The organism is Nocardia sp. bgisy118 (genome assembly GCF_057708605.1).
In genome coordinates this window covers 410,924-436,570 of the sequence record NZ_JBYISM010000003.1, presented here as the reverse complement: position 1 = coordinate 436,570, position 25,647 = coordinate 410,924, and the positions used below count along the sequence as shown (strand labels likewise).

The following is a 25,647-nucleotide window of genomic DNA, read 5'->3' as shown; positions in this document are numbered from 1 at the left end:
AATCCGAACCGCGTTCGGTGCTTGGCGGTGAGCCCTTGATCAGCCCTGGCGCTGCTTGTGGCGCAGGTTGTCGCAGATCACCATGACCCGGCCGTGGCGGCGGATCACCTTGCACTTCTCGCAGATCTTCTTGACGCTCGGCTGAACCTTCACGTCCGTCCAATCTCGTTGTGGTCCACAGAGGTGTGAACACAGTTTTTCCCCAGCCTGGCGGCTGGGGAAGTCTTTTGTTGTGCCGTCCTCGCGAACGGCCGTCCCTCCGGGAGGGACCTGGGGTAAAAGCCTTGGTCCGGGTCGAACCAGCCCGCCCATCCGGCGGTCCGGAGATGCCCGACCCGCGCGAACGGTTGGTCCGCGCCTAAGCCAACCCGCCCGTTCGGGAGTCCGGGGGCGAAGCCCGCCGGGCGGGGTGTGGGGGTTGCACCCCCACAAAACACCAAGTGAATCGACCTAGGCGAACGCTCACCGTGAGCAGCGTTCGCCGACTCGATTCACTTGTAGCGGTAAACGATCCGGCCGCGGGACAGGTCGTAGGGCGAGAGCTCGACGACCACCCGGTCCTCGGGAAGGATGCGAATGTAGTGCTGCCGCATCTTTCCGCTGATGTGCGCGAGAACCTTGTGCCCGTTCTCGAGCTCGATACGGAACATCGCATTGGGCAGCGGCTCGACAACTCGACCCTCGACCTCGATGGCCCCGTCCTTCTTCGCCATGTCCTCCGCGATCCCGGTTCATCGAGCGACTTCGCCGATCGAACCTGGTGTGATTGCCTGGTGTCTGCTTGTATGTACCGGACGGCGTAACCGAACCGGCGGCATGCAAACAGGCGGCGCATAGGTGCACCGCCGCTCCAGCTTACCGGGAGGCGTCCGATCCGGCAAAAACGCCCCGCCAGGAAGTCGCAGGGCGGCCGCTCCCTGCGCCACGGCGGGTGGGGCCGGTCACGTAAACTGACCGAGTCCAGGAAACGGTCGAGCAGACTTAGGGGGATGCCGTGAGCCAGCGTACCGGGCCAGCCGTCGGCACTGCGCCCCTCGGCCACGACAGGGCCGAGTGCGAGGGTAGCGGGCGAGCCATCTCGGGCACCACGAAAACCGAGCGCACGACGGAGCCGTGGGACAGCGAGGCGATGCGGTGAGTCGTAACAACGACCTCCCGATGCTGCCGCCATGGCTGTCCGACAGCGAGGTCACCGGCGGTTACGAAGCACCGGTACAGAATCTCCCGCACGAAGAGCTCATCGACGACGCGCCCGACCGCAAACGACGCCGCAAGCCCCAGGCGCCCGATGGTCGGAACGACGCGAATCAGGGCTCCGGCCGCAAGGACAAGAAGCGCAGGTGGCTCGGCCGCGACAAGGACGAGCCGGTCGAGGAGCAGCCCAGCGCGCCCCCGGCCGAGGACCAGCGCCGCCCCGAGCCGCCCGCCGACTCTTGGGGGCAACCGCAGTCCGGTTGGTCGTCCGGCCCCGACACGGAGGCGGGCAGGCCCGATGATTCGCCGCGGCAAGCCGCGCGCGGCCAAGCCGATCGCAACGATTCCTGGCAGCAGCAGACCGAGGGGCCGGTTCGGCAGCAGCCGATAGGCGCGCCGGATCACCCGGTCCCGCCCCGGTTCGACGCCCACGGCCAGCCCCCGCAGACGAGCGGCGGTCCCGGCCAGACCCCACAGCAGCAGTTCGGCGGACCAGGACAGCCGATCGGCGGTCCCGGTCAGGCACGGCCCGAGCAGATCGGCGGACCGGACCGACCGCAGCAGCAGACCGGCGGCGCCGGGTATACGCCGCAGCAGCCGATCGGCGACGGCGGGCCGCAGCGGGGTGGCGCGCCGGAGCAGTTCGGCGGGCCGGGTCGAGCGCCGCAACAGCACGGCGGCCAAGGACAACCGCCCTACCAGCAGACCGGCGTGCCCGGATACCAGCAGCCGATGGGTGGGCCGGGACACCAGCCGCAGCAGCCGATCGGCGGCCCAGGCCAGCCGCCGGTCGACGGTTCGAGCCAGGTCGCGCAGCGACCGGGCGAGGCATGGGCCGGGCAACCGCACCCCGAGGACCCGAGGTCGTCGGCACCGCGAGGACAGGATGGGCAGTCGAGCCTGCCCACCCGGCAGCCGAGCCAGCCCTCCGAGGGCTTCCAACCGCTCGGTCAGCGCACCCCCACACCGACCGCCCCCGAGCTGCCTCCGTCGGACGAGGCGACCACGCGCTACGAGCGCAGGCTTCCCGACCTGCCGCCACCGCCGAGCCACGTCCGGCCGTCTCCGGCCGCCGAGGACAGCTCCACCCGAACGACCGGCGATCCGCAGGCCGGGCACAGCGTCACCGGCGGGGCGGCCGAGAACCACGTGGCCGACTCGCCTGCCGAGCGCCGCATTCCGGCCGGGGACCCCGTCGTCCCTCCGGCAGCGGTGAATCACGCTCCCGCTCAGGCGGACACGGGTCAGGGCTCCGCATCGACGGTGCAGGACCACAACCCCGCCGCAGCCGACGCGGACCGCGCGGCGTCCGAATTCGACGCGGCCCCACCGTGGCTCGCAGGTCCGAGCGCGGCCGCGTCGCCGGGCCCGGTCGGATCTCCCGCGGAGCAACGCCGCGTGCCACGCACGCCCGAGGGGGCTACGCCGTCGAGCGACGCGCCACCCTCCTGGCTCGACGGCCCCGAACAACACCAGCCGAGCGCCCGCCCTGAGCTTCCCCCGCCACCCGCGAATTTCGCCGAACAGTCCGAGGCGCAAGCGACTTCGCCCGCCGCGCAGCAGACACCGGCGTCGGCGAGCGACATCGGTCGATCGGGCGAGCCCTCACCCGTCGCGCACACGAGCGGCACGTCCGCTGCCGTCGATCCGGTGAACGGCGCCGAGCGTCCGAACTCCGAGGCCCGGCCGGCCGGCGACGAGGCGGCTCCGAGCTCCTCCACGGACGAGCGGAGCGAAGGCGGAATCCCTTCGCGCCCCGACGACTCCGTGTACGGACCGGCGGCGGTCGGACGAGGCCAAGGCGACGAGTCCACGCGCAACACCACGGGCCCAGCCGAAGACGCTGAGTTCGCGGGGGGCGGCAGGCATCGACTGTCCGCGGAACCCCAACCGAGCGAGCGTCCGTGGGGCGCACCGGGTCCGGCCCAGGGCGGACACCGGGCTCCGGTCAGCGATCAGCCCGCTCCCGGCGAGGTGCGCCGGGATCCCGGCGTCTTCGCACAGCAGGGCGGCCAGGCCCCCGGCGGCGAAATGCCGTGGACGCAGGCCGGATACGGTACCCAGCCGCCAGCCCCGCCGAACGGCCCGCAGCCCAGCTACGGCTATGCCGACCAGCGTCAGGGTGGTTACGCTCCGGCCCCCGGCCCCGACGCGAACGCCTATCACATCCCCGGCGATCGCCGGCCCGGCGAGCCGGGATATCCGACGCAGTCCGGGCCGGGAGCGGTTGAGCCCGCGAACAACCCGCCCGGCTTCGTCGCGCCACCGGCCGCCGATCAGCAGCCACCCGCACCGCCTTCGTGGAACCAGGGCGCGCAACCTCCCGCGCCCCCGCAGGGCCCCACGGGCGAGAGCTGGGGTCGGCCGCAGCACGGACCGGCCGGTGAGAGCTGGGGCCAGCAGCCGCAGGGCGGTCCGCGTCAGCCCCAGCAGGGCCAGCCCTCGCTGGACGACGTTCCCTTGCGCCGCGCGAAGAAGTCGCCGGGCAGTGGTTGGCGCAAGGCCGTGCACCACATGTCCGGCGGCGCGATCAATCCCGGCATGTCGGCCGAGGAGCTACGGCTCCAGGAACTGGTGGCCAGGATCAGGCAGCCGGTCCGCGGCGACTACCGCATCGCGGTGCTCTCGCTGAAGGGCGGCGTCGGGAAGACGACCACCACCATGGGTCTGGGATCGATCTTCGCCTCCGTCCGCGGCGACCGGGTGATCGCGGTCGACGCCAACCCGGACTTCGGCACGCTCTCCCAGCGCGTGCCGCTGCAGACCCGGTCGACGGTGCGCGACCTGCTGCTCGATCCGTCGATCGAGCGCTACTCGGACGTGCGCAGGCACACCTCGCAGGCCACCAGCCGACTGGAAGTGCTTGCCAGCGAACGGGATCCGGCGGCGTCGGAAGCGTTCAACGACGAAGAGTACCGGGCGGTCGCTCGAATCCTGCAGCGCTACTACAACATCATCCTCACCGACTGCGGCACCGGTCTGATGCACTCGGCGATGGCCGGTGTCCTGGACCTGGCGCATTCGCTGGTGCTGATTTCCTCGGCGGCGATCGACGGCGCCCGCAGCGCCGCGGCGACGCTGGACTGGCTGTCCCTGCACGGCCACGATCACTTGGTGCGCAACGCCGTCGTGGTGATCAACCTGCCACGCGAGGGTTCACCGAATGTCGGCGTGCAGCAGCTGCGCGAGTACTTCCTGTCCCGCTGCCGCGCGGTGCACATCATCCCGTATGACGCGCACCTCTCGGAGGGCGCCGAGATCGATCTGCACCGGCTCAGCAAGCAGGCCAAGCGCGCCTACGTGGAACTCGCCGCGACGGTCGCCGACGAGTTCAGCGTCGACCACCGCCGCTTCCACAGCTGAGCGCCACGGTCGACCGAACGGTTGGACCGAGCAGTTCGACCACGCAGCTCGACAAACACTGTGTGCCAAAGAGGTTCGCCGGTCGGGTGCCGAGGAGGGGTGACGACACCCGACCGAACGAACCACCTCACCACTCGGGCAGCCGCCTCCGACCCGCGAGCACGTCGCGGACCAGGTCGTCGTAGGCGTCCGCCAATTCGGCGAGGTGGTGCCAGGCGCAGTGCAATAGCTCGTCGTGCGCGTCGAGCGTCATCAGTGCGTGGTGCGCACGCACCGAGGACTCCGCGAGCCGATCGATCACCGCGCCGACAGTCTCGGTGTGCAAAGTAGCGCCGAGCCGATGCTGGGGCACGCTGCGCGTCACCCAGTCGTCGATGGCCATGACCAATTCGCTTCGGCGCCGTTCGTTTTCGAGAATATGAGTGGGATCGGTGTTCACCGATCCACCACGACCGACAAGTCGCCGCTCGTGTAATACCGCCAGATCACGGGCGAACCAGAGCAGGGGGCCACCTACGACCCGATGCCCGCGACACGCCCGAACAAGTAGATCCGAAGTGGGCAGTAGCCCGGAAGACACGGACTGCACTGCCGAATCGACACACCGGGGTGTGCCGGGAACTGCCATCACAATCGTTGATGAATCCGAACCTGCCACGTTGCCTCGCCGTTCATCGCCGCACAACACCGGATCAGGACGTTCATTACAATAAACCTCTGAAGGCACCTGTCAAGCGTTACCCGGCCGTAGGGAGTCACGAAGAGTACACTTCGTTACCTGCACGACCAACCGAGGAGCAAGATGGCGGACGGTCCGACGTATCACCGGATCGCAGACCTCCTCCGCGAGGAGATCCGCGCAGGCAAATGGAAACCGGGCGATCGACTTCCGAGTCACACCGAGCTGGCCGAGCAGATGCAGGTTTCGATCACCACGGCCCGCAATGCCATTCAAGTACTTGTCGCCGAAAATCTCGTCTATACAGCTACTTCCCGCGGCACGATCGTCCGAAACCAGGAAGTGCTCGAGTCGGTGATGACCGATCACATCCGTCGCGACCGGCCCAAGTCGCCGCACGACATCTTCGAGGAGATCGCCCGCGCCGCGGATCGGGTGCCCACCAAGGAGTTCAGCGCGCGGATGGAACCCGCGACGGCGCAGGTGGCGCAGTGGCTCGGCGTGGCGGAGGACACCTGGGTGCTCGCCCGCACCGTCGTGCAGTACCTGGACAACGAACCGTGGTCGTGGGAGGTCAGTTTCTATCCCCGCGACCTGGCCGAGGCGACCGGCATCGATTCACCGCACGACATCCCCGAGGGCACCACCCGCCGGATGGCCGACCGCGGCTATCCCGAAACCGCTCACCGCGACACGCTGGTCGCGCGACCCGCCAGCGCCGAGGAGGCGATCGTGCTCGGCGTCGCGACCGGAACGATCCTGCTCGACCATCTGCGGATCGGGGCGGACCACAGCCGGATAACCCGGGCGACGCGACAGCGCTCCATCGCCACACGCAACCGCTTGGCGTACGAGCTCGGCGACGCCGAGGGCACCGCGGTGATCCGGCAGATTTTGAGCGAGTCGTACAGGCCAGGTATCTCGTTGCTATGACTACCGTTCTCCGCGAGGCCACCCTCGGCGATCTCGGCTTGATCTGCCGCCTGCGCGTCCAGCGCACCGCCTGGCTCACCGCCCGTGGCTCCGATCAGTGGACGGTCGCCGGCCGCGGCCTGCCCATCGAGATCTTCGCCCGCGCGGTCGGCCGATCGCTCGACGCGGGCGAGACCTGGATCGCCGAGGTGGACGGCGAACCGGCGGGCACCATCACCGTCAACGAGCGCGCCGACCCCGGACTGTGGTCGCAATGGGAGCTCGCCGACGCGGTGGTCGTGCACTTCATGATCGTCGACCTGCGTTTCGCCGGACAGCGTCTCGGCCATCGCCTGCTCGCGCAGGCCGGGCAGCTGGCCAGGAAACGGGACCGCGACTGGGTCCGCCTCGACGCCTGGACGACCAACGCCGACCTGCACGACTACTACCGCAGAGCGGGCTTCCACATGGCGCGCATCGCGGGACCGATCGCACGCGGCCCCTCCCGCGCCCTGTTCGAACGACGCACCGACAGCTGGGATTTCGAGCAGACGCTCGCCATCCCCGCCGCGGGTCTGCCGTCGGCGGCACCCAGGCTGGACCCTCCGACGGACATCCTCGCTCCCCCGGCGCTGCCGAACTGAGCAGGCAGCGCCTGAGCGACGCGCAAAGCGGCAGAGCCGGACGTACTCCGCCCTCAGCCCGCGCACGCCCGGAGGTACGCCCTACAGCTGCGGCAGGTACGCCACCTGGATCATCTCGTTGCCGCCGCGAGTAACCAGCGTGCCACGACCGGGCGGCAGCTTGGCGGCGCGGATGTCGCCGATGATCTTGCCCTCGTCCTTGGGCGCGCTCATCAGCAGCGCGTCCACACCCATTTCCTTGAGCGTGCCGAGCACCTTGTCGTACATGGCCCGGCCGGCGCCGCCGGCGCGGCGGCTGATCACCACGTGCAAACCGATGTCGCGTGCCTGCGGCAGGAACTCGATCAGCGGCTCCAGCGGGTTGCGCCCACCGGAGACCACCATCTCGTAATCATCGACGACGACATAGATCTCGGGCCCGGTCCACCAGCTGCGTTCGCGCAACTGCTGTGGCGTGATGTCATTGCCCGGGATCCGCTTCTGGAGGTAGTTTGCGACTTCCTTGATCATCCCGAAAGACGTCTGCGCGGAGGTCGAGTATCCGGCCAGCTGCGCCCCTTCCAGCACTCCGAGCATGGTGCGCCGGTAGTCGATCAGGATGACGCGGGCTTCCTCGGAGGTGGAGTTCTCAGTGACGCCCGCGACGATATTGCGCAGCAGCGTGGTCTTACCGCACTCCACATCGCAGAAGCTGTAGAAGTGCGGCTGCACCGCTAAATCCATGGCGATCGGCTGCAGGTCGGTCTCGCCGATGCCGATGATGGCAAGCGTCTTGCTCTGCTGGATGCCCCGCCGCGCCGCCTCCGCGACCACAGCCTCGCGCGAGAGCTCCATCGGCAGCATCCGGACCTCGGGCGCGTTCCGGCCGGTGTAGAGCTCGTTGAGCTGCTGCTTGGCGATGCCGATTCCCTCGGACAGGGTGCGCGGATCGGAGTCGGAGTCCAAGCGCGGCAACGCGACCAGCAGATGCAGCTTCTGCGCGGTGAGACCACGGCCCGGACGCCCGGTGGGCACGAGCACCGCGGTACGCCGGTCCATCTCGGAGTCGGACGGGTCACCGAGGCGGAGCTCGATGCGGGTACCGATGAGGTCCTTGATCTGCGGGCGGATCTCCGGCCACCGGGTGGTGGAGACGATCAGGTGGACACCATAGGAAAGACCCTGTGCGGCGATGGCATTGAGCTGCGGTTCCAGCGTGTCGTAATCGGCGCGGATGGTGGGCCAGCCGTCGATGACGAGAAAGACGTCACCGTGCAGATCCTGAGCGAGCGGGTCGGCTTGCCGCTCCGTCGGCGACTTCTCCGCCAGCAGCGCTTTCCGCCTGCGGAATTCGACGATGGAGTCGATGCCCAGCTCGCGGAACAGCTCCTCACGGTGGCGCAGGATGCCGGTGACCTCCGCGATGGTGCGGCGGATTCGATCGACTTCCATGCGACCCGCGACGGCACCGACATGCGGTATCCCCGCCAAACCGGAGAGTGTGCCACCACCGAAGTCGAGACAGTAGAACTGCACCTGCTCGGGTGTATGAGTGGCGGCCGCGGCCATGATGATGGTGCGCAGGGTAGTCGACTTACCCGACTGCGGACCACCGACGACCGCGACATTGCCCTGCGCTGCGGACAGATCCACGATCAGCACGTCGCGGCGCTGCTCGTAGGGCTTGTCGATGACACCCAGCGGCAACCACAGCTGACCGTGCCGGTTGACCGGCGAGCGCCAGTCCGGGTCGGGCAGCAACATATCGACCGACGGCGACTCGTCCAGTGGCGGCAGCCATACCTCGTGCGCCGGGCGGCCGTGGCCGCGCAGGCGATCGACGACGGTGGTCAGCAGCGTCGCGGGAACGGCCTCGGCAACCGGCACCGGGGTCCGCTCCTCGCCCTCTTCCTCACCCGCGAGTTGCCCTGGCGGCGGCGGCAATTCGGGTAGTCCCATCCGTCCGGGCGGCGGCGGCAGCTCGGGCCTGCCACTCGGCACGGCCCCCCGCGCGGGCTCGACGATCTCCGGCAGCGCCACCGGCGCCGCGGTGAACACCGCAGGCGACTGCCCGCCGACGGTCTTGCCGTCCACCTGCCGGGTACTGCGCGGCGAAACATACGGCCCGGATACGTAACTGGCGTTGAAGCGCAGCGGATCGTCGGCGTCGCTCTTGAGGTAGCCGGAGCCCGGCACGCTGGGCAGGTGGTAGGCGTCGGTGATGCCGAGCACCGCCCGGGACTCGTTGGCGGAGAACGTACGCAGGCCGATCCGGTAGGACAGATGCGAGTCGAGACCGCGCAGCTTGTTCTCCTCCAGGCGCTGCGAAGCCAGCAGCAGATGCACACGCAGCGAGCGGCCCAGGCGGCCGATCATCACGAACAGGTCCGCGAAATCCGGTTTCTGCGAGAGTAGCTCGGAGAACTCGTCGACCACCACGAACAGCGCGGGCAGCGGATCCAAGTTGGCGCCCGCGGCGCGAGCCTTCTCGTATTCGGTGACATTGGCGAAGTTGCCTGCCGCGCGCAGCAGCTCTTGGCGCCGGGTCATCTCACCGGAGAGGGCGTCCTTCATGCGGTCGACGAGGGCGAGTTCCTCCTCGAGGTTGGTGATGACCGCGGAGACGTGCGGCAGCGAGTCCAGGCCGAGGAAGGTCGCGCCACCCTTGAAGTCGACCAGGACCAGGTTCAGCAGATCGGGCGAGTGCGTGGTCACCATGGACAGCACCAGCGTGCGCAGGAACTCCGACTTGCCCGAACCCGTTGCGCCGATACACAATCCGTGCGGCCCCATGCCGTTCTCGGCGGACTCCTTGATGTCGATCTCGACCGGCGTACCGTCGGGGGTGACGCCGATCGGCACCCGCAGCCGTTCCCGGTCGCTGCGCGGGCGCCACACCACCCCGGGATCGATCTGGGCGGCGTCGGTGATCTTCAGCAGCGCCATCAGGCCGGGATCGGCCCGGGTCTCGTCACCCAGGCTCACCATCTGGGCGGCGGTCGCGACGCGGAAGCGCGCCAGATCCCGGGCCAGCGCGGTCGCCTCGGCGCGGGTCACCTGGTCGGCGGTAGCGAATTTCTCCACGCCCGCTGCGGATTTCGCGGCCACCATGCCGTCGTCGGTGACGACCAGTTGCAGACCGCGGCGCACCGCAAGACCGCTCTGCGGTGCGGTCAGGTCGAGCACGGTCACCGAGTCCAGGCCCGCGTCGCTGACGACGCGTTCGGAACCGCTGACGTAGCCGTCGTCGATGATCACCAGCAGATGGATCCGGCCCGCTGTCGGCTGCGCGTTACGCATGAACCGACCGCGCTCGACCAGCTCGGCCGACATGGAGGTCTCCAGTTCGGCCAGCGAGCGGTACATCATCCGGGCCGAGCCCACACCGTCGCGGTCCACCGGATGTTGCAGGTGCGGTAGCCATTTCGCCCAGGACCAAGCCGGGCCGTCGGGGTCGGCGCAGATGATGGCGACCGCGGTGTGGTCGGGGCCGTGGAAGGTGGTGAACTCCATCAGCATCGAGCGCACCAGCGTGAGCGCGGCCGCACGGTCGCCTTCGACGTTGATGGCGGGGAACGCGCGCAGCGAGATGGCGGTGGGCAGGCCGTGCACCACCGAGTGGGTGCGCACGAACCGGCGCAAGGCGACGGTGGACACCGGCTCCAGGTCTTCCAGCGGACCGGTCTCGGGCCGGGCCAGCTTGGTGGCCAGGCGGTGGCTGCCCACGCCGACCCGCACGTGCCCGAAATCGGGGTCGTTGGGCCTGCGTTCCCACATCCGGCGGCTGCCGATCACCGATTGCAGGTCGCTGGGTTCGGGATGACTCCACCGCAGCGCCGCCAGCTGCTGGTTGCCGGTCTTGCGCACATCCTTGCGGACCTGATCGAGGTAGCGGAAGTAGTCCTTGCGTTCCTCGTTGAGCTCGGCGGCCTTCTTCGGCCCGCCGCCGCCGCGCATGCCCGCCATCATGCCGAACATCGACATCAGCATCATCATCGGGAACATCATCATGAACGGGTTGGCCAGCAGGTTGCGGCCCATCATGACCATCATCGCGATCATGCCGACCACGGCGACCACCATGACCACCGGCATCAGCTTCATCAGCAGATTGCCGACGACGGGACGATCGAGTTCCGGCGGCGCGGACAACGCGACCTCACCGCCCGGCGGACGTGGCGGCGCGATCCGCGGGCGGCGCACGAAACCTTCGGTTGCCATGTCCTACAACCCCTCTCGGGTGTGTTGCTCCGCACCCGGATCCACACTCACCTGCTTACCCCGCCGGAACGGGATCGAAGCGGCGTAGCCGAGCCCGAGCAGGGCGAGCAGCGTGATCGAGCCGATCGTGGCGACCTGGCGCGGGGCCGGGTCGACGTACGGCGGCGGGGACGGCCCGGCGATCTTGCGCGGTATATCGGAGCCGACGGTGACCGGCTTCTGCGGCAGTTGCGCGGTGAGCGCGGCCAGTGGATCGATCAGGCCGTGCCCGACCTTGTCGTTGCGTCCGTTGTCCGGTGCCTGCGCGGTCAGCTTGATTCGATCGATCACCTCGGCGGCGGTCAGTTCCGGGAAGCGCGACCGGACCAGCGCGGCCAGTCCGGAGACGTAGGCGCTGGAGAAGCTGGTGCCGTCGATGGTGGAGTAGCCCTCGTCGGTCTGGGTGGCGTTGACCAGGCCCGCGCCACCCGGCTTGCTGTCCAGGGAGACGATCTCGCGCCCCGGCGCGGCGACGCCGACCCACGGGCCGTGCAGCGAGAACGGTGAGACCATGCCCGCGGGATCCACCGAGGCGACCGACAGCACATAGGGCGTGAACCAGGCCGGAGTGACCGCGGTGCTCACCGCCGACCAGCCCGAGCGGTCGTTCTGCTTCTCACAGGCAGTGCCCTGCATGATGTTTCCGGCCGCGGCGACAACGACCACATTGCGGTCGTAGGCGTATTTCACGGCGGCGCCCAAGGCGCCGTCGGCAGCGCCCGCGCTCGCAGCCATGCACGCCACCTCGGAGATGTTGATCACCGTGGCGCCCATGTCGACCGCGCGGACGATACCGGCGGCCAGGGTGTTGACCGTGCCGTAGCCTTCGCGCGTGATCACGCCCGGCTCCTCCCGGCGATTGCGGTCCTTGGCCTCGTAGGCCGAGCTGAGCTGGCGGATGGCCAGGATCTCGGCTTCCGGTGCGACACCGGAGAATCCGTCCTCCAGGCTGGGCTGAGCGGCGATGATCCCGGCCACGAAGGTGCCGTGGCCGTCGCAGTCGACGGTGCCGTCGGTGGTGGAGACGAAGTCGCCGCCCGCCTGGAGCGCGGGCAGGCGCCAGTGCCGGTTCACGCCGGTATCGATGACGGCGACCTTCTGACCCGCGCCGCGACTGAACTGCCACGCCTCGGCCAAACCGAGGATCCGCTGCGCCAGTGGCGGATCGCGGGGCACCCCGCCCTGGAGCGTGGGTTCGGCGCAGACCTTGGCCTGTTCGGTCTCGTCCGGCGGTCTAGCGCCTGCGGCCAGGCCGAGCACGGCCCCGAGTGCGCCGTCGTCGATCTTCGGCGGCGCGATCGCCAGTGCGGGCGTGGGTGTTCCGGTGGCGAGCGCGAGCACCGCCGCCATCGTCACCGCCCGCAGCAGCCGCCGTAGGAGCGGTGCCATGTCAGATGTTCCGGGCGGCCGAGTAGATGTCCATGATCCACAGCACCAGCGGAATGATGGTGCAGATCAAGAGGTATTCGAAGATCTCACCGGTGCGGCGCATGGGTGGCGACATCTCGGTGTGCGGCCCGATCACACCGAAGACCACCGCGGCCGTGGCCACGACGAGCAGCATGCCGGCGATCGGCAGCAGCCAGTTCTCCTCACCGAGCCCGGCACCGATGCCCAGCGCGATCAACGCGATCGCGCCACCGGCGATCAGCGTGCAAGCCTGCACCAGGTCGGCGAACGCGCGCCCGCGCAGGCACAGGATGATCGAGACCACCACGCCCAGGGTGATGCCCTGCCAGCGGGCCGCGCCGAGCGGATCCGCGGCCAGCACCACGCCGATCACGGCGGCGACGGTGCAGCCGATGATCATGCCGGACTGGTATTCGTTGGCCGCGCGGGCTCGATGCTCGAGACCGGCGGCCGAGGGTAGCGCAGTGGCGCCGATGGCGCCGATGTCCTTGACGGTGGGACGGGGTTCGTGGTCGGCGGGGTCGATGGCGGCGCCGGCGGTCGGCACCGGCGGCACCGGAAGCCGTGCGGCCGCCACGGCCAGGCGCGGCACCAGGGTGATCACGATGAGCGCACCGACCAGCACGCCGGCGGCGATCTTGGACAGCGCGGGATCCCAGACCATCCGCACCATCGCGGCCACGCCGCCGAACAGCGCGAGGGTGATGACCGTGGTGAACATGGTCGCCCCGACCCGGGCCAGGCTGTAGAGGACCGCGGCCGCGGTCAGCGTTGCGACACAGGCGAACATCGCGTGCGGACTGCCGAAGGCGTTGGGCACGAACAGTGCGGTGCCCGCGAAGATCAGCAGCAGCGCGTACAGCGACAGCATGATCACCGGCAAGGACGCTTCGGCCTGATACCGGCGGGCGACGAGCACGGCCGCGCCACCGGCGATCAGTCCGGCGCCGAGGCCGATGAAACCCACTGCGGCACCGGCACCGTCGAGTTTGGCCACCGCGAGCAGGTAGATCGCGGCCAGCACCGCGAGCAGGCCCATGGACAGACCGAGCCAGCGCGCCGACAGCGGCGACCAGTGCCGGAACGAGGTCGCGGTCAGCTTGGAGACGGCGTCGATCACGTCGTCGAACAGCGCCGGTGGCTCCTTGGCGGACACCGAGCGCAATACCAGCAACTCACCATCGAAAACCTCGGCCTCGGTGAGCGATTGGTTTGCCGGGATGGGGTCGCGGCCGATCCGGGCCAGTGTCCAATGCTGCGTTTGCAGCGGTGCCCCGTCCTCGTGCTCGGTGAGATCGGGATTGCGCGATTCGATCAGCTCCACCACGTCGGCGATAAACGCCGCGATCGGAACTGTGGCAGGCAAACCCAAGTCCAACTGGGTATTGCCGCCGATCACCGAGACTCGGCACAACTCCGGAGCAACGGCAGCCACAGCGCTGCTAGACGGATCGGTCACAGCTCGGACGACTCCCTACCTAGAACACACTTCAACGCCATGCAACGTACTCAACTTAACGGAGAAGTCCCTCCCTCGCAGCAGCTATGCTTGGCGAGGAACAGCACGTCCGTTCGTTTTTAGGGGCAAACCCACATGACCGGCAACCGCCAGGCACAACGCGCATTCGACGCTGGTGTCTTGTCCTTGGGCATTGTGATCGACGGACAGGAATCTGCCCGCGATCTGGAATACGCTCAGCTAGCCTTCCAGCGCGCCACCGAATGGGATCCCGGTATGTGCGACGCTTGGCTCGGGCGCGCGGCCGCGGGCGAGCACACCCGTGAGGTGATCTTCAACCTCTTCAAGACCAGCACCTCGACGCTCTTCCGGGAGCAGCGCAGGCTCGGCCTGCAACCGCGAGCGCTGGCGGGCCGCTTCACCATCGGGCAGTACATCGATTACCCGCTGGCCAGCTATGCCGAGATCTGGCTCGCGCAGGCCACGCAGCTGATCACCGAGGGCGACTACGACGAAGCCGAGAAGGTCCTCGACGAACTGGCCAAACACCGGTCCGCACAGGTCTCCTCGTCGGATCGCGAGATCGACGACCGGATCTGCGCCTACGTCCGTGGCGTGTTGCACTTCACCACGCAGCGCTGGCCCGATGTGATGACCGTGCTGGCCGGTTCGGCGGACTGGGAGGATCCCTACCTGGCCGCGGGCGCCCACGTCATGGTCGGCACCGCCTGTGCCCAGCTGGGTTTGTTCGGCGAGGCGATCCGCCGCATGGAAGCCGCGGAGCAGGGCCCGATTCCGGCCGCGGCGACCACTGCCCGCTTCTGCCGCGGACTCGCCCTGCGCGAGACAGGCGAGGAGGAGAAGGCGCAGGCGCTGTTCGAGAAGGTGTTCTCCGAGGCACCGGGTTTCGAGGCCAACACCATGGCCATGCGCGACCGCAAGTACCGGATCACGGTGACCACCAAGGAGGTCATCGACGCGCGCACCAACAAGTGGGATCCGGCCTCGGCGCCGACGCTGGAACAGATGGGCCAGGAGGAGCGCGACGACAAGGCCAAGCTGATCCTGGAGAAGGCGCGCGCCGAACTCGACGAGCAGATCGGTCTCGCCGGCGTGAAAATGCAGGTTGCGAAGTTGCAGGCAACCGCTCAGCTAGCGCGGATCCGTGCCGAAAAAGGAATGGCGAGCGGATCCCGTGGCCAACATCTGGCATTCACCGGACCGCCGGGTACCGGTAAGACCACCGTTGCCCGCGTGGTGGCAAAAATTTACTGTGGCTTAGGAATTCTCAAGACCGACAAGTTGATCGAAGCCAAACGTTCCGATTTCGTCGGCCAGCATTTGGGCAGTACCGCGATCAAGACGAACAAGTTGATCGATAGCGCGATGGACGGTGTGCTGTTCATCGACGAGGCCTACACGCTGATTCAAACCGGCCTGTCCGGCGGTGACGCGTTCGGTCGCGAAGCCGTCGATACGCTGCTCGCGCGAATGGAGAACGACCGCGATCGCCTGGTGGTGATCATCGCCGGATACGACGGCGAGATCGACCGATTCCTGGCCTCCAACGACGGTCTGGCGTCCCGCTTCGCCAAGCGGGTGAAGTTCGATTCCTACTCGCCGGAGGAGCTCGGCGATATCGGCCGTTTCATTGCGCGGAAACGGGATTCGGAACTGGCCGACGACGCACAGGCGCTGCTGATCGCCGCCTGCGGTGAGCTCTACCGCAAGGAGGCCACGGATCAGAGCGGTGAGATCCGGCGCGGCATCGACATGGCCGGTAACGGCCGGTTCATCCGCAATGTGATCGAAGCGGCCGAGGAGGAGCGGGAGTTCCGGCTGGCCAATGACATCAACCTGGATCTGAGCGCCGTCGACGAATCGGTGCTGATGCGGATCGAGTCGGACGATATGCAGAACGCGCTGGACAACGTGCTGGCCACGCTGCGCTGATATCCGGACACAGCAGTACGGCCGCGAGTTCTCGCCAGCCGTACTGCTGTGCGGGGCACGTCAGTTGGTGGTCGGCAGGATGTCGTAGCTGACGAGCGCTTCCTCGCGCGAGAGCGTCGGCCCAGGCACCAGCTGGCCGATGATCGGCCACGGTGCGGGCCGCGGCTTGTCGGCCAGGCCGAGCAGGGTGGCCGTCTCCTGATCCGGTATGCCGTAGCGAATCCCGTTGTCGGAGATGTAGAACAGGCTGCCCAGGCGGACGCTGTCCGGCGACATGCCGGTCATCTGGAGGTACTCCCCCGAGTTCGGCGGGATGTAAGCATGGTCGATGCGGTCGCCGGTGCCGTCGCCGGTGGCCAGATCCACCACCTTGGCCGACTTCGGCAGCGGCAGTTCACGTCCGGCGAGCAGCGTGATCGTGGCGGCCGGATCGGAGTCCTTCTTGGCCCACTGGATGCAGCTGACCTTGTTCTGCTCGGGAGTGAGGATGGTCGGGACCGGCCCGGGGAACTTGTCCACCGGCAGCGGGCTCACCACGGGCACGCCAACCAACCGGTCCGGCGGCACCGAGATGATCTCGTTCATCTCCTGGGAGTTCGCGTTGCGGATCACCTCGGCGGAGAACGGCGTCAGCCGCTGCACGCCGTCGGCGAGCACCACGTACAGCTCTTCGGAGTCGACCCGCTGCACGCGGATCACGCCGCCGATCGGCACGCCCTGCAAGCGACCGGGGCCGGGTTCGCCGAGCCGATCGATCTTCGGCGGGACGATCGCGGGGACCTGTGTGGCGGAGTTGAGCATGCCCGCGCTGACCGGACGCGGGTTGTACTCCCGCATGCCCAGCGAGCGCGAGATCACCGAATCGTTCGGATCCACTTCGGCGCGTTTGCCGTCGAACATCAGGAAGGTCTTGCCGCCGCGGGTCACCAGCAGCGCCTCGTTGTCGCGCAGCGGGCGGGCGGTGTTCGGCTCGCTCGAGTCGAGCGCGCCTGCGACGACCGTGGACGTGGCGCCTGCGGAGCGGGCGGCGCTGCCCGCCGCGGACAGCTCCACCGCATCGCACAGGCTCCAGACGGAGTCCGGCGAGGCCGCGCCGGGCAGGGTGGCCGGAACGCCGGGAATGCCCACCATCGGGCCGCGCGGCATCGTCAGCTTGGATTCCTTGACGGAGGTGGGTTTTTCGTTGCTGGCGACGATCAGGCGGGCGGAAGCCAGGTTCAGCGCCGGATGCAGCGTGCCGTCGACGATCACGTAGAGCGCGCCGGTCTCCTTGCCCATCACGATGGTCGCGTCGCCGATCGCGCCCACCGGGCGCAGGAACGCCAGGATCGCCGCACCGGCGACCACCAGGATGCCGAGCACCGCGCCGACGACCAGCGAGCGGAACTGCGAGCGCATCGGATCGTGCAGCATCCGGACATCGCGCCGAATCAGCGCGTGCTCGTACCTTTTCAGCAGAAACCGGTAACCGTTGACTTGCGCCTTTGTAGTCAACTGTGCGGGCACGAAACGCCTCCGAACTGACGCGGGGTACAACGGACCGAGCATTTCACCCGGCACGGCTTACAGTACCTACCTACCCACCCCGCCGACTACGCAAGCTCCGCCACCTGCCGTCCCCGGTAGCGCAGCCGAGCGAATTCGGTCCATTATGTCCGCATGGGTTCCACCACAGCCGACGGCGAAAATCGCGACACCGCGCCCCAGAGTTCACCTGTCCCGTCGGCTGAGCCTGCCCCCGCTCCCCTGCGCTCCTCGTACTTCTGGCTGTTCCGAATTCTGCCGCTACGCTGGGTGATTCCGGTGGCGCTCGTCGCGGCCGCGGCCTCACTGGTCGCGGTGATCTTCGATGCCTCCGTGTGGGTCGCGGCCGGAGTATGTGCCGGTGTCCTCGTGCTCGGGCTGACACCGCTGCCGCGCCGCAAGTCGCCGGCAGGCTGGCTGGACGAAGAAATCACCTTCCGTTGGCGCGCGTTCCGCAATCGTTCGGCAACCGTTGATCAGGCGCCGTTCGACGTACCGCTACCCGAAGGCGGCGCCTATGGAATGCGCTGGGACGGCTCGCGATTGCTCATCATGCTGCGCGTGGAGGCGCATCCGCGCACGGTGACGCTGCTGAGCCCGCAGTCGCTGATCTCCGACGACATGATGCCGCTGCCCGAGATCGCGCACTGCCTCGACCAGTTCGACATCGAGCTGGCCTCCATCGACGTGATCAGCACCGGCGCCCGCACCGCCGGGCCCGGCCGGGTCTCGCATCTCTACGAGCAGATCCTGGGTCGGCTGCCCGCGGTGGCGCACCGCACGGTGTGGGTGGTGCTGCGGCTGGACCCGCTGGGCAATGCCCCCGCGGTGGCGCGGCGCGGCGGCGGCGCCACCGGCACGCTGCGCACGGCCATCGTGGCGACCCAGCGGGTGGCGAATCGGCTTGCCGCCCATGGCATCTCCACGGTAGTGCTGTCGGCCGCCGAGATCACCGCCGCGGTCAACCAGCTCACCCGGCACACGCCGCTGGAGGAGTTCACCGAGACACCGCACAGCGTGGAACGCGACGGCGTGCACTACACCACCTACCGGATGGCGCCGGAAGCTTTGGGACCGCAGGGCTTCGCCGCAGTGTGGTCCACTCCGACGCTGGCGACCACCGTCACCATGCGTCTTCAGCGCGCCGCGGCACAGTCACCGCGCGACCAGGCCGCCACACCCGGTGCCGCGGGCATCGAAGTGACCGCGGTGGTGCGCTTCGATACCCCGGACAAGCCCGCCGTAGTCAAGGCCGAGGGCCTGGTTCCGCTGCCGGGCAAGCAGTTCCGCGCCCTGCTGTACACGCTGCCGATCGCCCAGCGTGGCCGTCAGTTCACCCCGGAAACCTATCTGGGCAAGCCGGATTCGCTGCTCACACTGCCGATGCCGATCGCAGGCTGCGGGCAGCTGATCGGCGCCGACACCTCCGGACAGGGCGTGGCCCTGCCCCTGGTCGGGCACCAGGTGCGGCGCGTGGAGGTGATCGGGTCGCTGCTGGTCGCCCAACAGATGATCCTGCGCGCCATCGCGCTCGGCGCCTCGGTCGTGGTGCACACCAACCGTCACGACGCGTGGCGGCAGATGGCCGCCGACGTGGGTGTGCCCCAGTCGCTGACCATCGCGGCCTGGTCCGCGGCCGGGCAGCAGGCCAGCGCGCACCGCTCCGCCACTGTGATCGTCTACGACGGCATTCCGCCGACGGGACACCACTCCGACGCCACCACCGTGCTGCTCCGCAATGCCCCGGCGACCATGGAGGACCACTTCGACCCCGACGTCACCCTCGCCGAGGACCCGGAGACCGCCAACCTCGTCACCGTGCGCACGGCAGGTGTGACCACCCGCGTGCACATGGTGGCGACACCGGACGAGATGCAGTACTTGCACACGGCTTTGGCCGCCGCCCGCTAACCGAGTACCGGAAAGCCCCGGCCACCCGCAAGGGTGACCGGGGCTTTCTCGTTGCCAACCCGGATCAGAAGGAGTTGTAGACCTTCTTGTCAGCGGCGAACGCGTTGTTGAACGCGCCGTCGATGGCGTTGCGCAGGGCCTGCATCTTGGTGTGGGTGTCGTTGAGCTCCTCGAGCAGGGAGTTGGCCTTCACGGTGAAGGACTCCAGCGCCTCGCTCTCTTCCCAACCCTTGGTGACCAGCTTGTCCTTGGCGGCGACGAAGGCGTCCTTGTAGCCGTCGAGATCCTTGTAGTACTGGTCCATTTCGCTGATCAGCTGGTCGTGGACCTGTTTGGTGTACTTCATGGCCGTCTCCTTTCGAGTGGTGTGTCAGATCAGGTTGGTCAGGGCGTCCACGTTTTCCGGATCGACGTTGCCGAGGGTCGTGTTGCCCTCGGAGATGGTCTGATTCATCTCGTCGATCTTGGTGTTGATACGGGTGGTCTCCTCCTGCCAAGCGGTGGAAGCCTTCTGTCCCGCAACGGCGGCGTCACCCTCCCAGCCCGAGCGGGCCGCGTCGAAGGTTTCCTGCACGGCCGAGATGGTCTTCTTGATGCCCTCGACGGCCTGCATGTATTCGTCGACGACCGCAGCAGCTTCGGCCTCTGTATAACTGGTCTGTCCGGACATTGTTCACCTCATCATGTCGGTGGGTACTTGGTTTTCCGCTGCGCAGGGGCCGCGGTGGTTCGGTCGGTTCGTGAGTTCCGATGCGTTAACTAGGGCATCCACCTTCCTCCGGGCAAGGTTTCGATCAGCGCCGAGATCGCCTGGGCGATCCGGTGATCGGTTCCCGGGGTGAAGGTCGACCAGACCCGCAGGTCCGGCGCAGCGCCGGGGCTGGCGGCGATACGACCCCGCGAGGTGTCGTAAACCGCTACCGCTCCGGACGTTCTGGTCGTGATGCCGTCGTCGTAGGCGTAGGCGACGATCTCGGCGTGCGCGTGGCAGCTGGACATGGCCAGCCCGAACTCGATGGCATCGCGTTCGCCCACGCCGCGGGCGTAGAAGATATCGGAGTAGTCGCTGGATCTCGTTGCCTCGTCCAGTCTTTCGCGCAGATCTTCGACCGGGGCGCTGATGCTCGGGATATCGGCGGCCGGGGCGCGGCCCAGCGCTTCGAGCACCGGCCGCGCCAGCGCTTGTCCGCCGCCGTCGCACCAGATGGTGCCCACGTCGAAGGTGTCGCCGGTGCGGGTGGCCAGCGCGTGCTGAGCTCCCTTGCGCGCCACGCAGACCTGTCGAATCCCCGACTCCGTGTAGATCCGGGCCGCGAGCTCACGCTCCGGGTTGGCCAGGATGAACAGCGCGTCGGTCAGGTCGGCGGCGACATCGTCGTAGGCGTTGACCAACCCGGCGGCGCGCAGGTCGGCGATCGCCTGGTCGCGCGCGGCCTGCCAGGCATCGACCGAATCCTGCTGCGGTCCGACCCCCAGCACCAGCGGCAGGGTCTGCACGCCGAGCAGGTCGGACACCGCCAGGAGTCCATCGTTGGTCATCGTCGTCATGGCGCCCCCGGTGCGGTCGCCTTCGGTGCGGGTTCGGCGGCGCCGCCGATTACCGCTGGGGCAGCGGCGAATCCGGCGTCGACCTCGAACGGCTTGTCCGGCTGCGCGGAGGCGGCGCCGGCCCGCAGGGTACGGTCGTCGTCCTGCATGGCGGCTGCGGGCGCCATCGCGGCCGGGGCGCCCATGCGGCTCGCCGACGACGAATCTCCGGCCACCGGAGTCGTTTCCACGGGCAGCGGGGTCGGTTCGGCGGTCCCGGCGGCGGCCACGGCCTGCGTGGTGAACGCCGTCTTCGCCCGCGGCGGCGGTGTGGCCCGGGCGAACGCCGCAGCGAACGAGGTCGGCAAGGCGGTCGTGGGCACGGCTGTGGGACGCACCTCGGACGCGGCCCGCTCGGCCTCCAGCGCAGCACTATTGGCGATGACCGATGGCGTGGTCTGCGTCCACGGCGTCTCCAGCGGCTTGGTCGCCTCTTCGTAGACACGCATGACCCGGGCCGCGTTGACCTTGGCCAGATCCTGTTCGGCGTCGATATCGGCGGCCGCGCCCACCAGGGGCGCACCCAACCCGGCGCCGATCGCCTCCACCGACTTCTTTGCCTCTTCCAGGGCGGCGATCTCGGCGACGTGCGGCATGGCCAGCCTGGCCACCTCGTAGGCCAGCGCTTGCGAGCCGGTCTTGGTGGCGTTCTGGGCCGCGGAACCGGCCGCCTCCAGCAGCCACTCCCGCAGTGTGGTGATCCGGTCCAGGATCTCCGGGCTCGTCTCCGAACGCCACGATTCGCCGATGGCCTTGACGATCTGGTCGTATTCGGGCACGGCGGCGCCGAAACTCACGCCAAGGCGAGTCCACGCCTGGGCCGCTTCGGCCATCGGCGCCGCGCCGCGACCGGTAGTCAGATCCTGGGCGAGTTTCTCCGTGGGCCTGGCTTCCCAGACCACGCCGGTGAAACCAGGGATCGGCGGTTCGACCATATGTCCCCCGCCTCGCGCTAGGCCGACGCCCCGAGACCAGCGGCGTTCTCGGTATCCATCACCACTAGCGACTGCGACTGCGAGCGCAGCGCGGCGGCCAGTTTGCGTAGTTCGAGAACGCCTGCGGTCGCGGCTTCGTCGTAGGAGGCGGCCACCCCGCGCAGGGTCTGCGCGGCACGCTGTGAAACTTCGTCCAGCCCAGCGGCTTCCACGGCCAGGGCGGGCGTGTTGGCCTTCAGATCGGCTTCCAGCCGGTCCGCGAGGGCGTCGAGTGCGGTGGCAGACTTGATTGCCCCGGCGCGATCGAATTCCATGCCGTCCTCCTATCAGAGAGTGAGTGCCTGGTCCGGCGGTTCGTTGAGTCCATCGGCGTTGGCCGCGCCGACGACGGGCAGCGAGGCGCCTTCGATATCGCCCACCACCTCGTTGCCGTGCGAGGCGGACACCAGTTCGCCGCGCAAGCCGTTCGCGGCGTCCTCCGCGCCGCGGCCCATGCCCGCGGCGGCCGCCGGCGACATCGGCATCATGCCGCCCGGCGAGGTGGCCGCCGTGGTGTTGCTGCGGGCCGCCGAACTGGCGCCGGCCTGCATCGCCGAGGCCGGGTTGCCGACGCCGTTCGCGCCTGCCGCGCCCAGATTGCCGACCGTGCGACCGTCGACCCACGGGCTGAGCTGGCGCGCCGCGGCGGCCACGGCACCGCCGCCACCACCGAAACCGCCGCCGCCCGCACCGGGCTTGGCGGCACTCTTGCCCAGCTCCGCCTGCTCGGCCTTGTCCTTTTCCAGTGCCGGGTTGGTGGAGGCCACCGGGTTCAATGTCTTGTGCAGCGAGACAGCCGATTCCATGCCGGACTTCACCGCGGTGGTCAGCGTGGGGATCATCTGCATCAGCATGCTCAGCATCTGCATCTGGTCCATGCCCTTGGGGGCATCGGTGACCGGCACCTTCTGGCCCGTGGCCGTCATCTCCGCGCTGTGCACGGTCATTTCGCCGCGCGTCTTCGCCACCGTCGCCGTGGCCTCGGCCATCGTCTCGACGGTCGAGGCGACCAGGAAGGCCTGGCCACCCGGGGTCGAGAGGAACGGCGCGGAGGCGGCGACCTGTGCCATGTACTTGGCGATGATGGCCGCCATCGTCGCGCCGCCGATGGCGACCGAGGTCGCGGCTGAGGCGACGCCTGCCGACTCCTGCGCGGCCTGGGTGGCGATCTTGCCGCCGTCCTTCTGCGCCTCTTTGCCTTTTTCCTCGGCGGCGGCCGCGGCCTGACTCTGCCACAGTTGCATCGCCATGGTGAGCGCCGTGCTGCCCAGCTGCACCACCGTCGAGACGACGCTGGAGACCTGACTCAGTACCTCGGTCGGATCGACGACGGGCGCGGCGGCCGGATTCGCCGCGGGCTGCGCGGCCGGATCACCATTGGCCACCGGCGCGGCGGCCGGTGCGGGAGACGGGAATTGGCCGGTGCCGAAGGTGGCGGCCAGATCGGTCAGCGGCTTGGCCAGCAGGGACAGGTCGATCACCGGCAGCGGCGGCAGGCCCGGAATCGGTGGCAGCAGCGGAATTTCGGGCAGCTGCGGCAGGCCCATGTCCTTCAGGACATCGTTCACCGGCCGGTCCAACATCGGACCCACCGCGCTCTGGCGCAGCATGTCCAATACCGACTGATCGACCAGCTCCGACATCAGGCGCGACCGACCGCGTCGATATCGGAGCCCGAGAGACCGTCCGTCACTTCGTATTCGGTGGCGGCCTGCTGACAGGTCAGCGCCGTCATGCCGTGCACGTAGGCCAGTTCGGCGACCGAGGTGAGGTGATTGGCCTGCGCCACCGCGAAGGAGGCGAGGAAATCCTGGCCGATCAAACCGAACACCGGGATGGCCGCGGCCATGGTGGCCGCCTGGTTCACCGAACCGGCGCTCGCCACGCTGGCGGCACACGCCGCAGCCGTGTCCGCGTAGGCCCGAATCGCGTCAGGTTCGGCGGCCACATGCGGCCAGGGATTGATGTCAAAACCGTTAGGCATCGGAAACACCCTCTGCGCGAAAATGATTGGAAGGTCCAGACCGAATATACCGGATCACAGGATGAGTCGCGCAGTAAATATTCGGGTGGAAAACCTTAAGGGAGAGTAAATATTTGGTGCGGCCACTAGGTCTGAGCTGCGGATTCTTCATTGAACTCGGTGATGAGCTCACCCATCCGCCCCATGGCTTCGGCCGCCGCGCGATGCGCCGTGGAAACCACCGCCTGCTCGAATTCACCGGGTGACATTCGCGACACCGCACTGGTGAATCGCATGTCCCGCAAGGCTCCGCTGCCGTCGACCTCGACGGTCACCGCACCGTCCTCCGACGACTCCTGCGCGCGCACCTTCGCCATCTCGTCGCCGAGATCGCGCAACCGGTTCAGCGCCCGCTGCGCCCGCGCCTCGATCTCGTCCATCACCGGGTTGGTACTCATGCCTCCGCCTCGCTGACGCTCGGCTCCAGCATGCGTACCGCACACTGGCACATGATTCGCTCTCTGCGTTCGCTCATGCCTCCACCTCGCTGACGCTCGGCTCCAGCATGCGTACCGCACACTGGCACATGATTCGCTCTCTGCGTTCGCTCATGTCAGGCTTCCCTCAACCAGCTCTGCGGCTCTTCGTCGTACTCTTCTTCCTCGACCCACTCCTGCGCCGCGACATCCTCCGGCTTCGGCAGCCCGGTCAGCGCGAGCTGTTGATTGGTCAACCCCGCCGCCTGCAACTCCTCCCGCCGCGCCAGCCCGGCCCGGTTCGCCGCCTGCCTGCACAACCGCATGATCTGATTCGCCAGCTCGGCCGGATCCCGCCGCAGCTCATCCGCTTCCACCGAAATAGCCAGCGGCAGGCCCTGTTCGGTGGTCCGCACCGAAATCGTGCCGCTGATGTTCGCCGCTGTGGACATCGCATCAACCCCTCATCGCTTGTCGCTCAGTGTATGTTCCCGCCGCCGGGGTCCATACCGGTTCGTCCTCGATCGCACGGACCACCTCGGCGATCTCGGCGTTGATCAACGTGGTCAGGCGTATCGAGCCGAATCAGGCACGGTGCGAAAGTCTCTCGTCCTTGATGGTCTGGACGACCTTCGCGATCTCCTTGTTGATCATGATCACAAACTTCTTTTCGTCGACGGGTTGCGCGACCGGCGGCAGGTCCGGAGCGATCAGATATCTGCCGTCATCGGGCAGATCCCGCCATTTGAGCTCGAGGGTGAGCCGCCCGCGCGGACCGTACACCGAATAACCCTGGCTCACGCGCACCACCCCGCGCGACGCCGCGACCGTCTTTTCGAACCGTTCCCCGGACACCGGGGTGGAGCCGCCGCCGTAGGGGTCGTCCCACAGGCCGGAACTACTCGTGTCGACCATTTCTTCGCTCTTGGGCACCGGCAACTTGATACTGCCCTGTTTTCCCGGTTCGACCTTCGGCAGTTCAGCCACCACCGCGTCGGCCAGCGCCAGCGGCTCGCATTCGGTGACGGTGAAACCGGCGGCGTGCTCGAAGGTCTTGCCGGTCACCTGCTTCAGCACGTACCCGCGGTCGCCACGCCGGACCGCGAGCACCCGGACCCAGCCTTCCGCGCGCTCGTACTCCCGCTCGTCGAATCCGCGCACTTCGAGAGCGATATCCGGTTGCAACACGGCCTCGGAAATCTCATCGAGCACCCGATCGTCCGTGCCCCGCCACCGTTCCCGAACAAGGTGCAACGCACGTTCGTATTCATCGGTGGTCTGCATTTCACAGATGTAGGTGAACGGATGCGGGAGAATCGTGCCCCCGGAGCGTGACCACAGGGCCATGAACTCGGTGTC

At 68.2% G+C, this 25,647-nt stretch carries 22 protein-coding genes; 5 read left to right on the top strand and 17 right to left on the bottom strand.

The annotated features are described in order from the left end of the window. Window positions 1-39: 39 nt before the first annotated feature. Window positions 40-153, bottom strand: a complete 114-nt coding sequence (rpmJ, locus tag AC3EO7_RS05720; protein WP_011207363.1) for a 50S ribosomal protein L36 — start codon at window positions 151-153, stop codon at window positions 40-42. Window positions 154-491: 338 nt separating this feature from the next. After that, a complete protein-coding gene (infA, locus tag AC3EO7_RS05715) occupies window positions 492-713 on the bottom strand; it encodes a translation initiation factor IF-1 (protein WP_003418601.1) in 222 nt (73 codons plus the stop codon). 2,353 nt (window positions 714-3,066) lie between these two features. On the opposite strand from infA, the gene AC3EO7_RS05710 reads away from it, so the two are divergent. Continuing rightward, a complete protein-coding gene (locus tag AC3EO7_RS05710; protein WP_435590620.1) occupies window positions 3,067-4,557 on the top strand; it encodes a MinD/ParA family ATP-binding protein in 1,491 nt (496 codons plus the stop codon). 127 nt (window positions 4,558-4,684) lie between these two features. Here the strand turns inward: AC3EO7_RS05710 and AC3EO7_RS05705 are convergent, their stop codons facing one another. Further along, window positions 4,685-4,996 (bottom strand): DUF4254 domain-containing protein, encoded by a 312-nt coding sequence (locus AC3EO7_RS05705; RefSeq protein ID WP_245668422.1) that lies wholly within the window; start codon window positions 4,994-4,996, stop codon window positions 4,685-4,687. Window positions 4,997-5,359: 363 nt separating this feature from the next. Between AC3EO7_RS05705 and AC3EO7_RS05700 the strand changes: the two genes are divergently transcribed. Further along, window positions 5,360-6,169, top strand: coding sequence for a GntR family transcriptional regulator (locus AC3EO7_RS05700; RefSeq protein ID WP_431964120.1), 810 nt, complete (start codon window positions 5,360-5,362; stop codon window positions 6,167-6,169). Then, window positions 6,166-6,792 (top strand): GNAT family N-acetyltransferase, encoded by a 627-nt coding sequence (locus tag AC3EO7_RS05695; protein WP_435590610.1) that lies wholly within the window; start codon window positions 6,166-6,168, stop codon window positions 6,790-6,792. Before AC3EO7_RS05700 ends, AC3EO7_RS05695 begins: the two co-directional genes overlap by 4 nt. 81 nt (window positions 6,793-6,873) lie before the next feature. Here the strand turns inward: AC3EO7_RS05695 and eccCa are convergent, their stop codons facing one another. From eccCa to eccD, 3 genes are read right to left on the bottom strand one after another with little or no spacing between them, the layout of a single operon-like run. After that, window positions 6,874-10,992, bottom strand: coding sequence for a type VII secretion protein EccCa (gene eccCa, locus AC3EO7_RS05690; RefSeq protein ID WP_435590609.1), 4,119 nt, complete (start codon window positions 10,990-10,992; stop codon window positions 6,874-6,876). Between the two features lie 3 nt (window positions 10,993-10,995). Beyond that, complete coding sequence (gene mycP, locus AC3EO7_RS05685) at window positions 10,996-12,420, bottom strand: type VII secretion-associated serine protease mycosin (RefSeq protein WP_431964114.1); 1,425 nt, start codon at window positions 12,418-12,420, stop codon at window positions 10,996-10,998. Between the two features lies 1 nt (window position 12,421). Beyond that, on the bottom strand, window positions 12,422-13,900 hold the full coding sequence (gene eccD / locus AC3EO7_RS05680; RefSeq protein ID WP_435590608.1) for a type VII secretion integral membrane protein EccD: 1,479 nt from the start codon (window positions 13,898-13,900) through the stop codon (window positions 12,422-12,424). Between the two features lie 135 nt (window positions 13,901-14,035). Between eccD and eccA the strand changes: the two genes are divergently transcribed. Beyond that, window positions 14,036-15,853 carry a type VII secretion AAA-ATPase EccA gene (gene eccA, locus AC3EO7_RS05675; protein WP_431964110.1) on the top strand — a complete coding sequence of 606 codons (1,818 nt, stop codon included), beginning with the start codon at window positions 14,036-14,038 and terminating at the stop codon, window positions 15,851-15,853. A 60-nt stretch (window positions 15,854-15,913) separates the two neighbouring features. On the opposite strand, the gene eccB is transcribed toward eccA, so the two are convergent. Continuing rightward, window positions 15,914-17,359, bottom strand: a complete 1,446-nt coding sequence (eccB, locus tag AC3EO7_RS05670) for a type VII secretion protein EccB (protein ID WP_431964108.1) — start codon at window positions 17,357-17,359, stop codon at window positions 15,914-15,916. Window positions 17,360-17,512: 153 nt separating this feature from the next. Between eccB and eccE the strand changes: the two genes are divergently transcribed. Next, on the top strand, window positions 17,513-19,288 hold the full coding sequence (gene eccE, locus AC3EO7_RS05665) for a type VII secretion protein EccE (protein WP_435590607.1): 1,776 nt from the start codon (window positions 17,513-17,515) through the stop codon (window positions 19,286-19,288). A 64-nt stretch (window positions 19,289-19,352) separates the two neighbouring features. Here eccE and AC3EO7_RS05660 read toward each other — a convergent pair whose 3' ends face one another. The 10 genes from AC3EO7_RS05660 to AC3EO7_RS05615 form a co-directional block, all read right to left on the bottom strand. After that, complete coding sequence (locus AC3EO7_RS05660; protein WP_068056994.1) at window positions 19,353-19,634, bottom strand: hypothetical protein; 282 nt, start codon at window positions 19,632-19,634, stop codon at window positions 19,353-19,355. A gap of 24 nt (window positions 19,635-19,658) precedes the next feature. Continuing rightward, entirely contained in the window at window positions 19,659-19,958 is a 300-nt protein-coding gene (locus tag AC3EO7_RS05655; protein ID WP_068056992.1) for a WXG100 family type VII secretion target, read from the bottom strand. Window positions 19,959-20,047: 89 nt separating this feature from the next. Further along, on the bottom strand, window positions 20,048-20,827 hold the full coding sequence (locus tag AC3EO7_RS05650; protein WP_435590606.1) for an ESX secretion-associated protein EspG: 780 nt from the start codon (window positions 20,825-20,827) through the stop codon (window positions 20,048-20,050). A gap of 5 nt (window positions 20,828-20,832) precedes the next feature. Then, on the bottom strand, window positions 20,833-21,810 hold the full coding sequence (locus tag AC3EO7_RS05645) for a PPE domain-containing protein (protein ID WP_435590605.1): 978 nt from the start codon (window positions 21,808-21,810) through the stop codon (window positions 20,833-20,835). A 17-nt stretch (window positions 21,811-21,827) separates the two neighbouring features. After that, window positions 21,828-22,124, bottom strand: coding sequence for a PE domain-containing protein (locus tag AC3EO7_RS05640; RefSeq protein WP_067785091.1), 297 nt, complete (start codon window positions 22,122-22,124; stop codon window positions 21,828-21,830). A gap of 12 nt (window positions 22,125-22,136) precedes the next feature. Then, window positions 22,137-23,492, bottom strand: coding sequence for a hypothetical protein (locus AC3EO7_RS05635; protein ID WP_435590604.1), 1,356 nt, complete (start codon window positions 23,490-23,492; stop codon window positions 22,137-22,139). Next, entirely contained in the window at window positions 23,492-23,833 is a 342-nt protein-coding gene (locus tag AC3EO7_RS05630) for a type VII secretion target (protein ID WP_435590603.1), read from the bottom strand. The genes AC3EO7_RS05635 and AC3EO7_RS05630 overlap by 1 nt, the downstream gene beginning before the upstream one ends. A 125-nt stretch (window positions 23,834-23,958) precedes the next feature. Further along, window positions 23,959-24,270, bottom strand: a complete 312-nt coding sequence (locus AC3EO7_RS05625; RefSeq protein ID WP_431964096.1) for a YbaB/EbfC family nucleoid-associated protein — start codon at window positions 24,268-24,270, stop codon at window positions 23,959-23,961. A 155-nt stretch (window positions 24,271-24,425) separates the two neighbouring features. After that, complete coding sequence (locus AC3EO7_RS05620; RefSeq protein ID WP_431964094.1) at window positions 24,426-24,740, bottom strand: hypothetical protein; 315 nt, start codon at window positions 24,738-24,740, stop codon at window positions 24,426-24,428. A 133-nt stretch (window positions 24,741-24,873) separates the two neighbouring features. After that, on the bottom strand, window positions 24,874-25,635 hold the full coding sequence (locus AC3EO7_RS05615; RefSeq protein ID WP_431964527.1) for an ESX secretion-associated protein EspG: 762 nt from the start codon (window positions 25,633-25,635) through the stop codon (window positions 24,874-24,876). Window positions 25,636-25,647 lie beyond the last annotated feature (12 nt).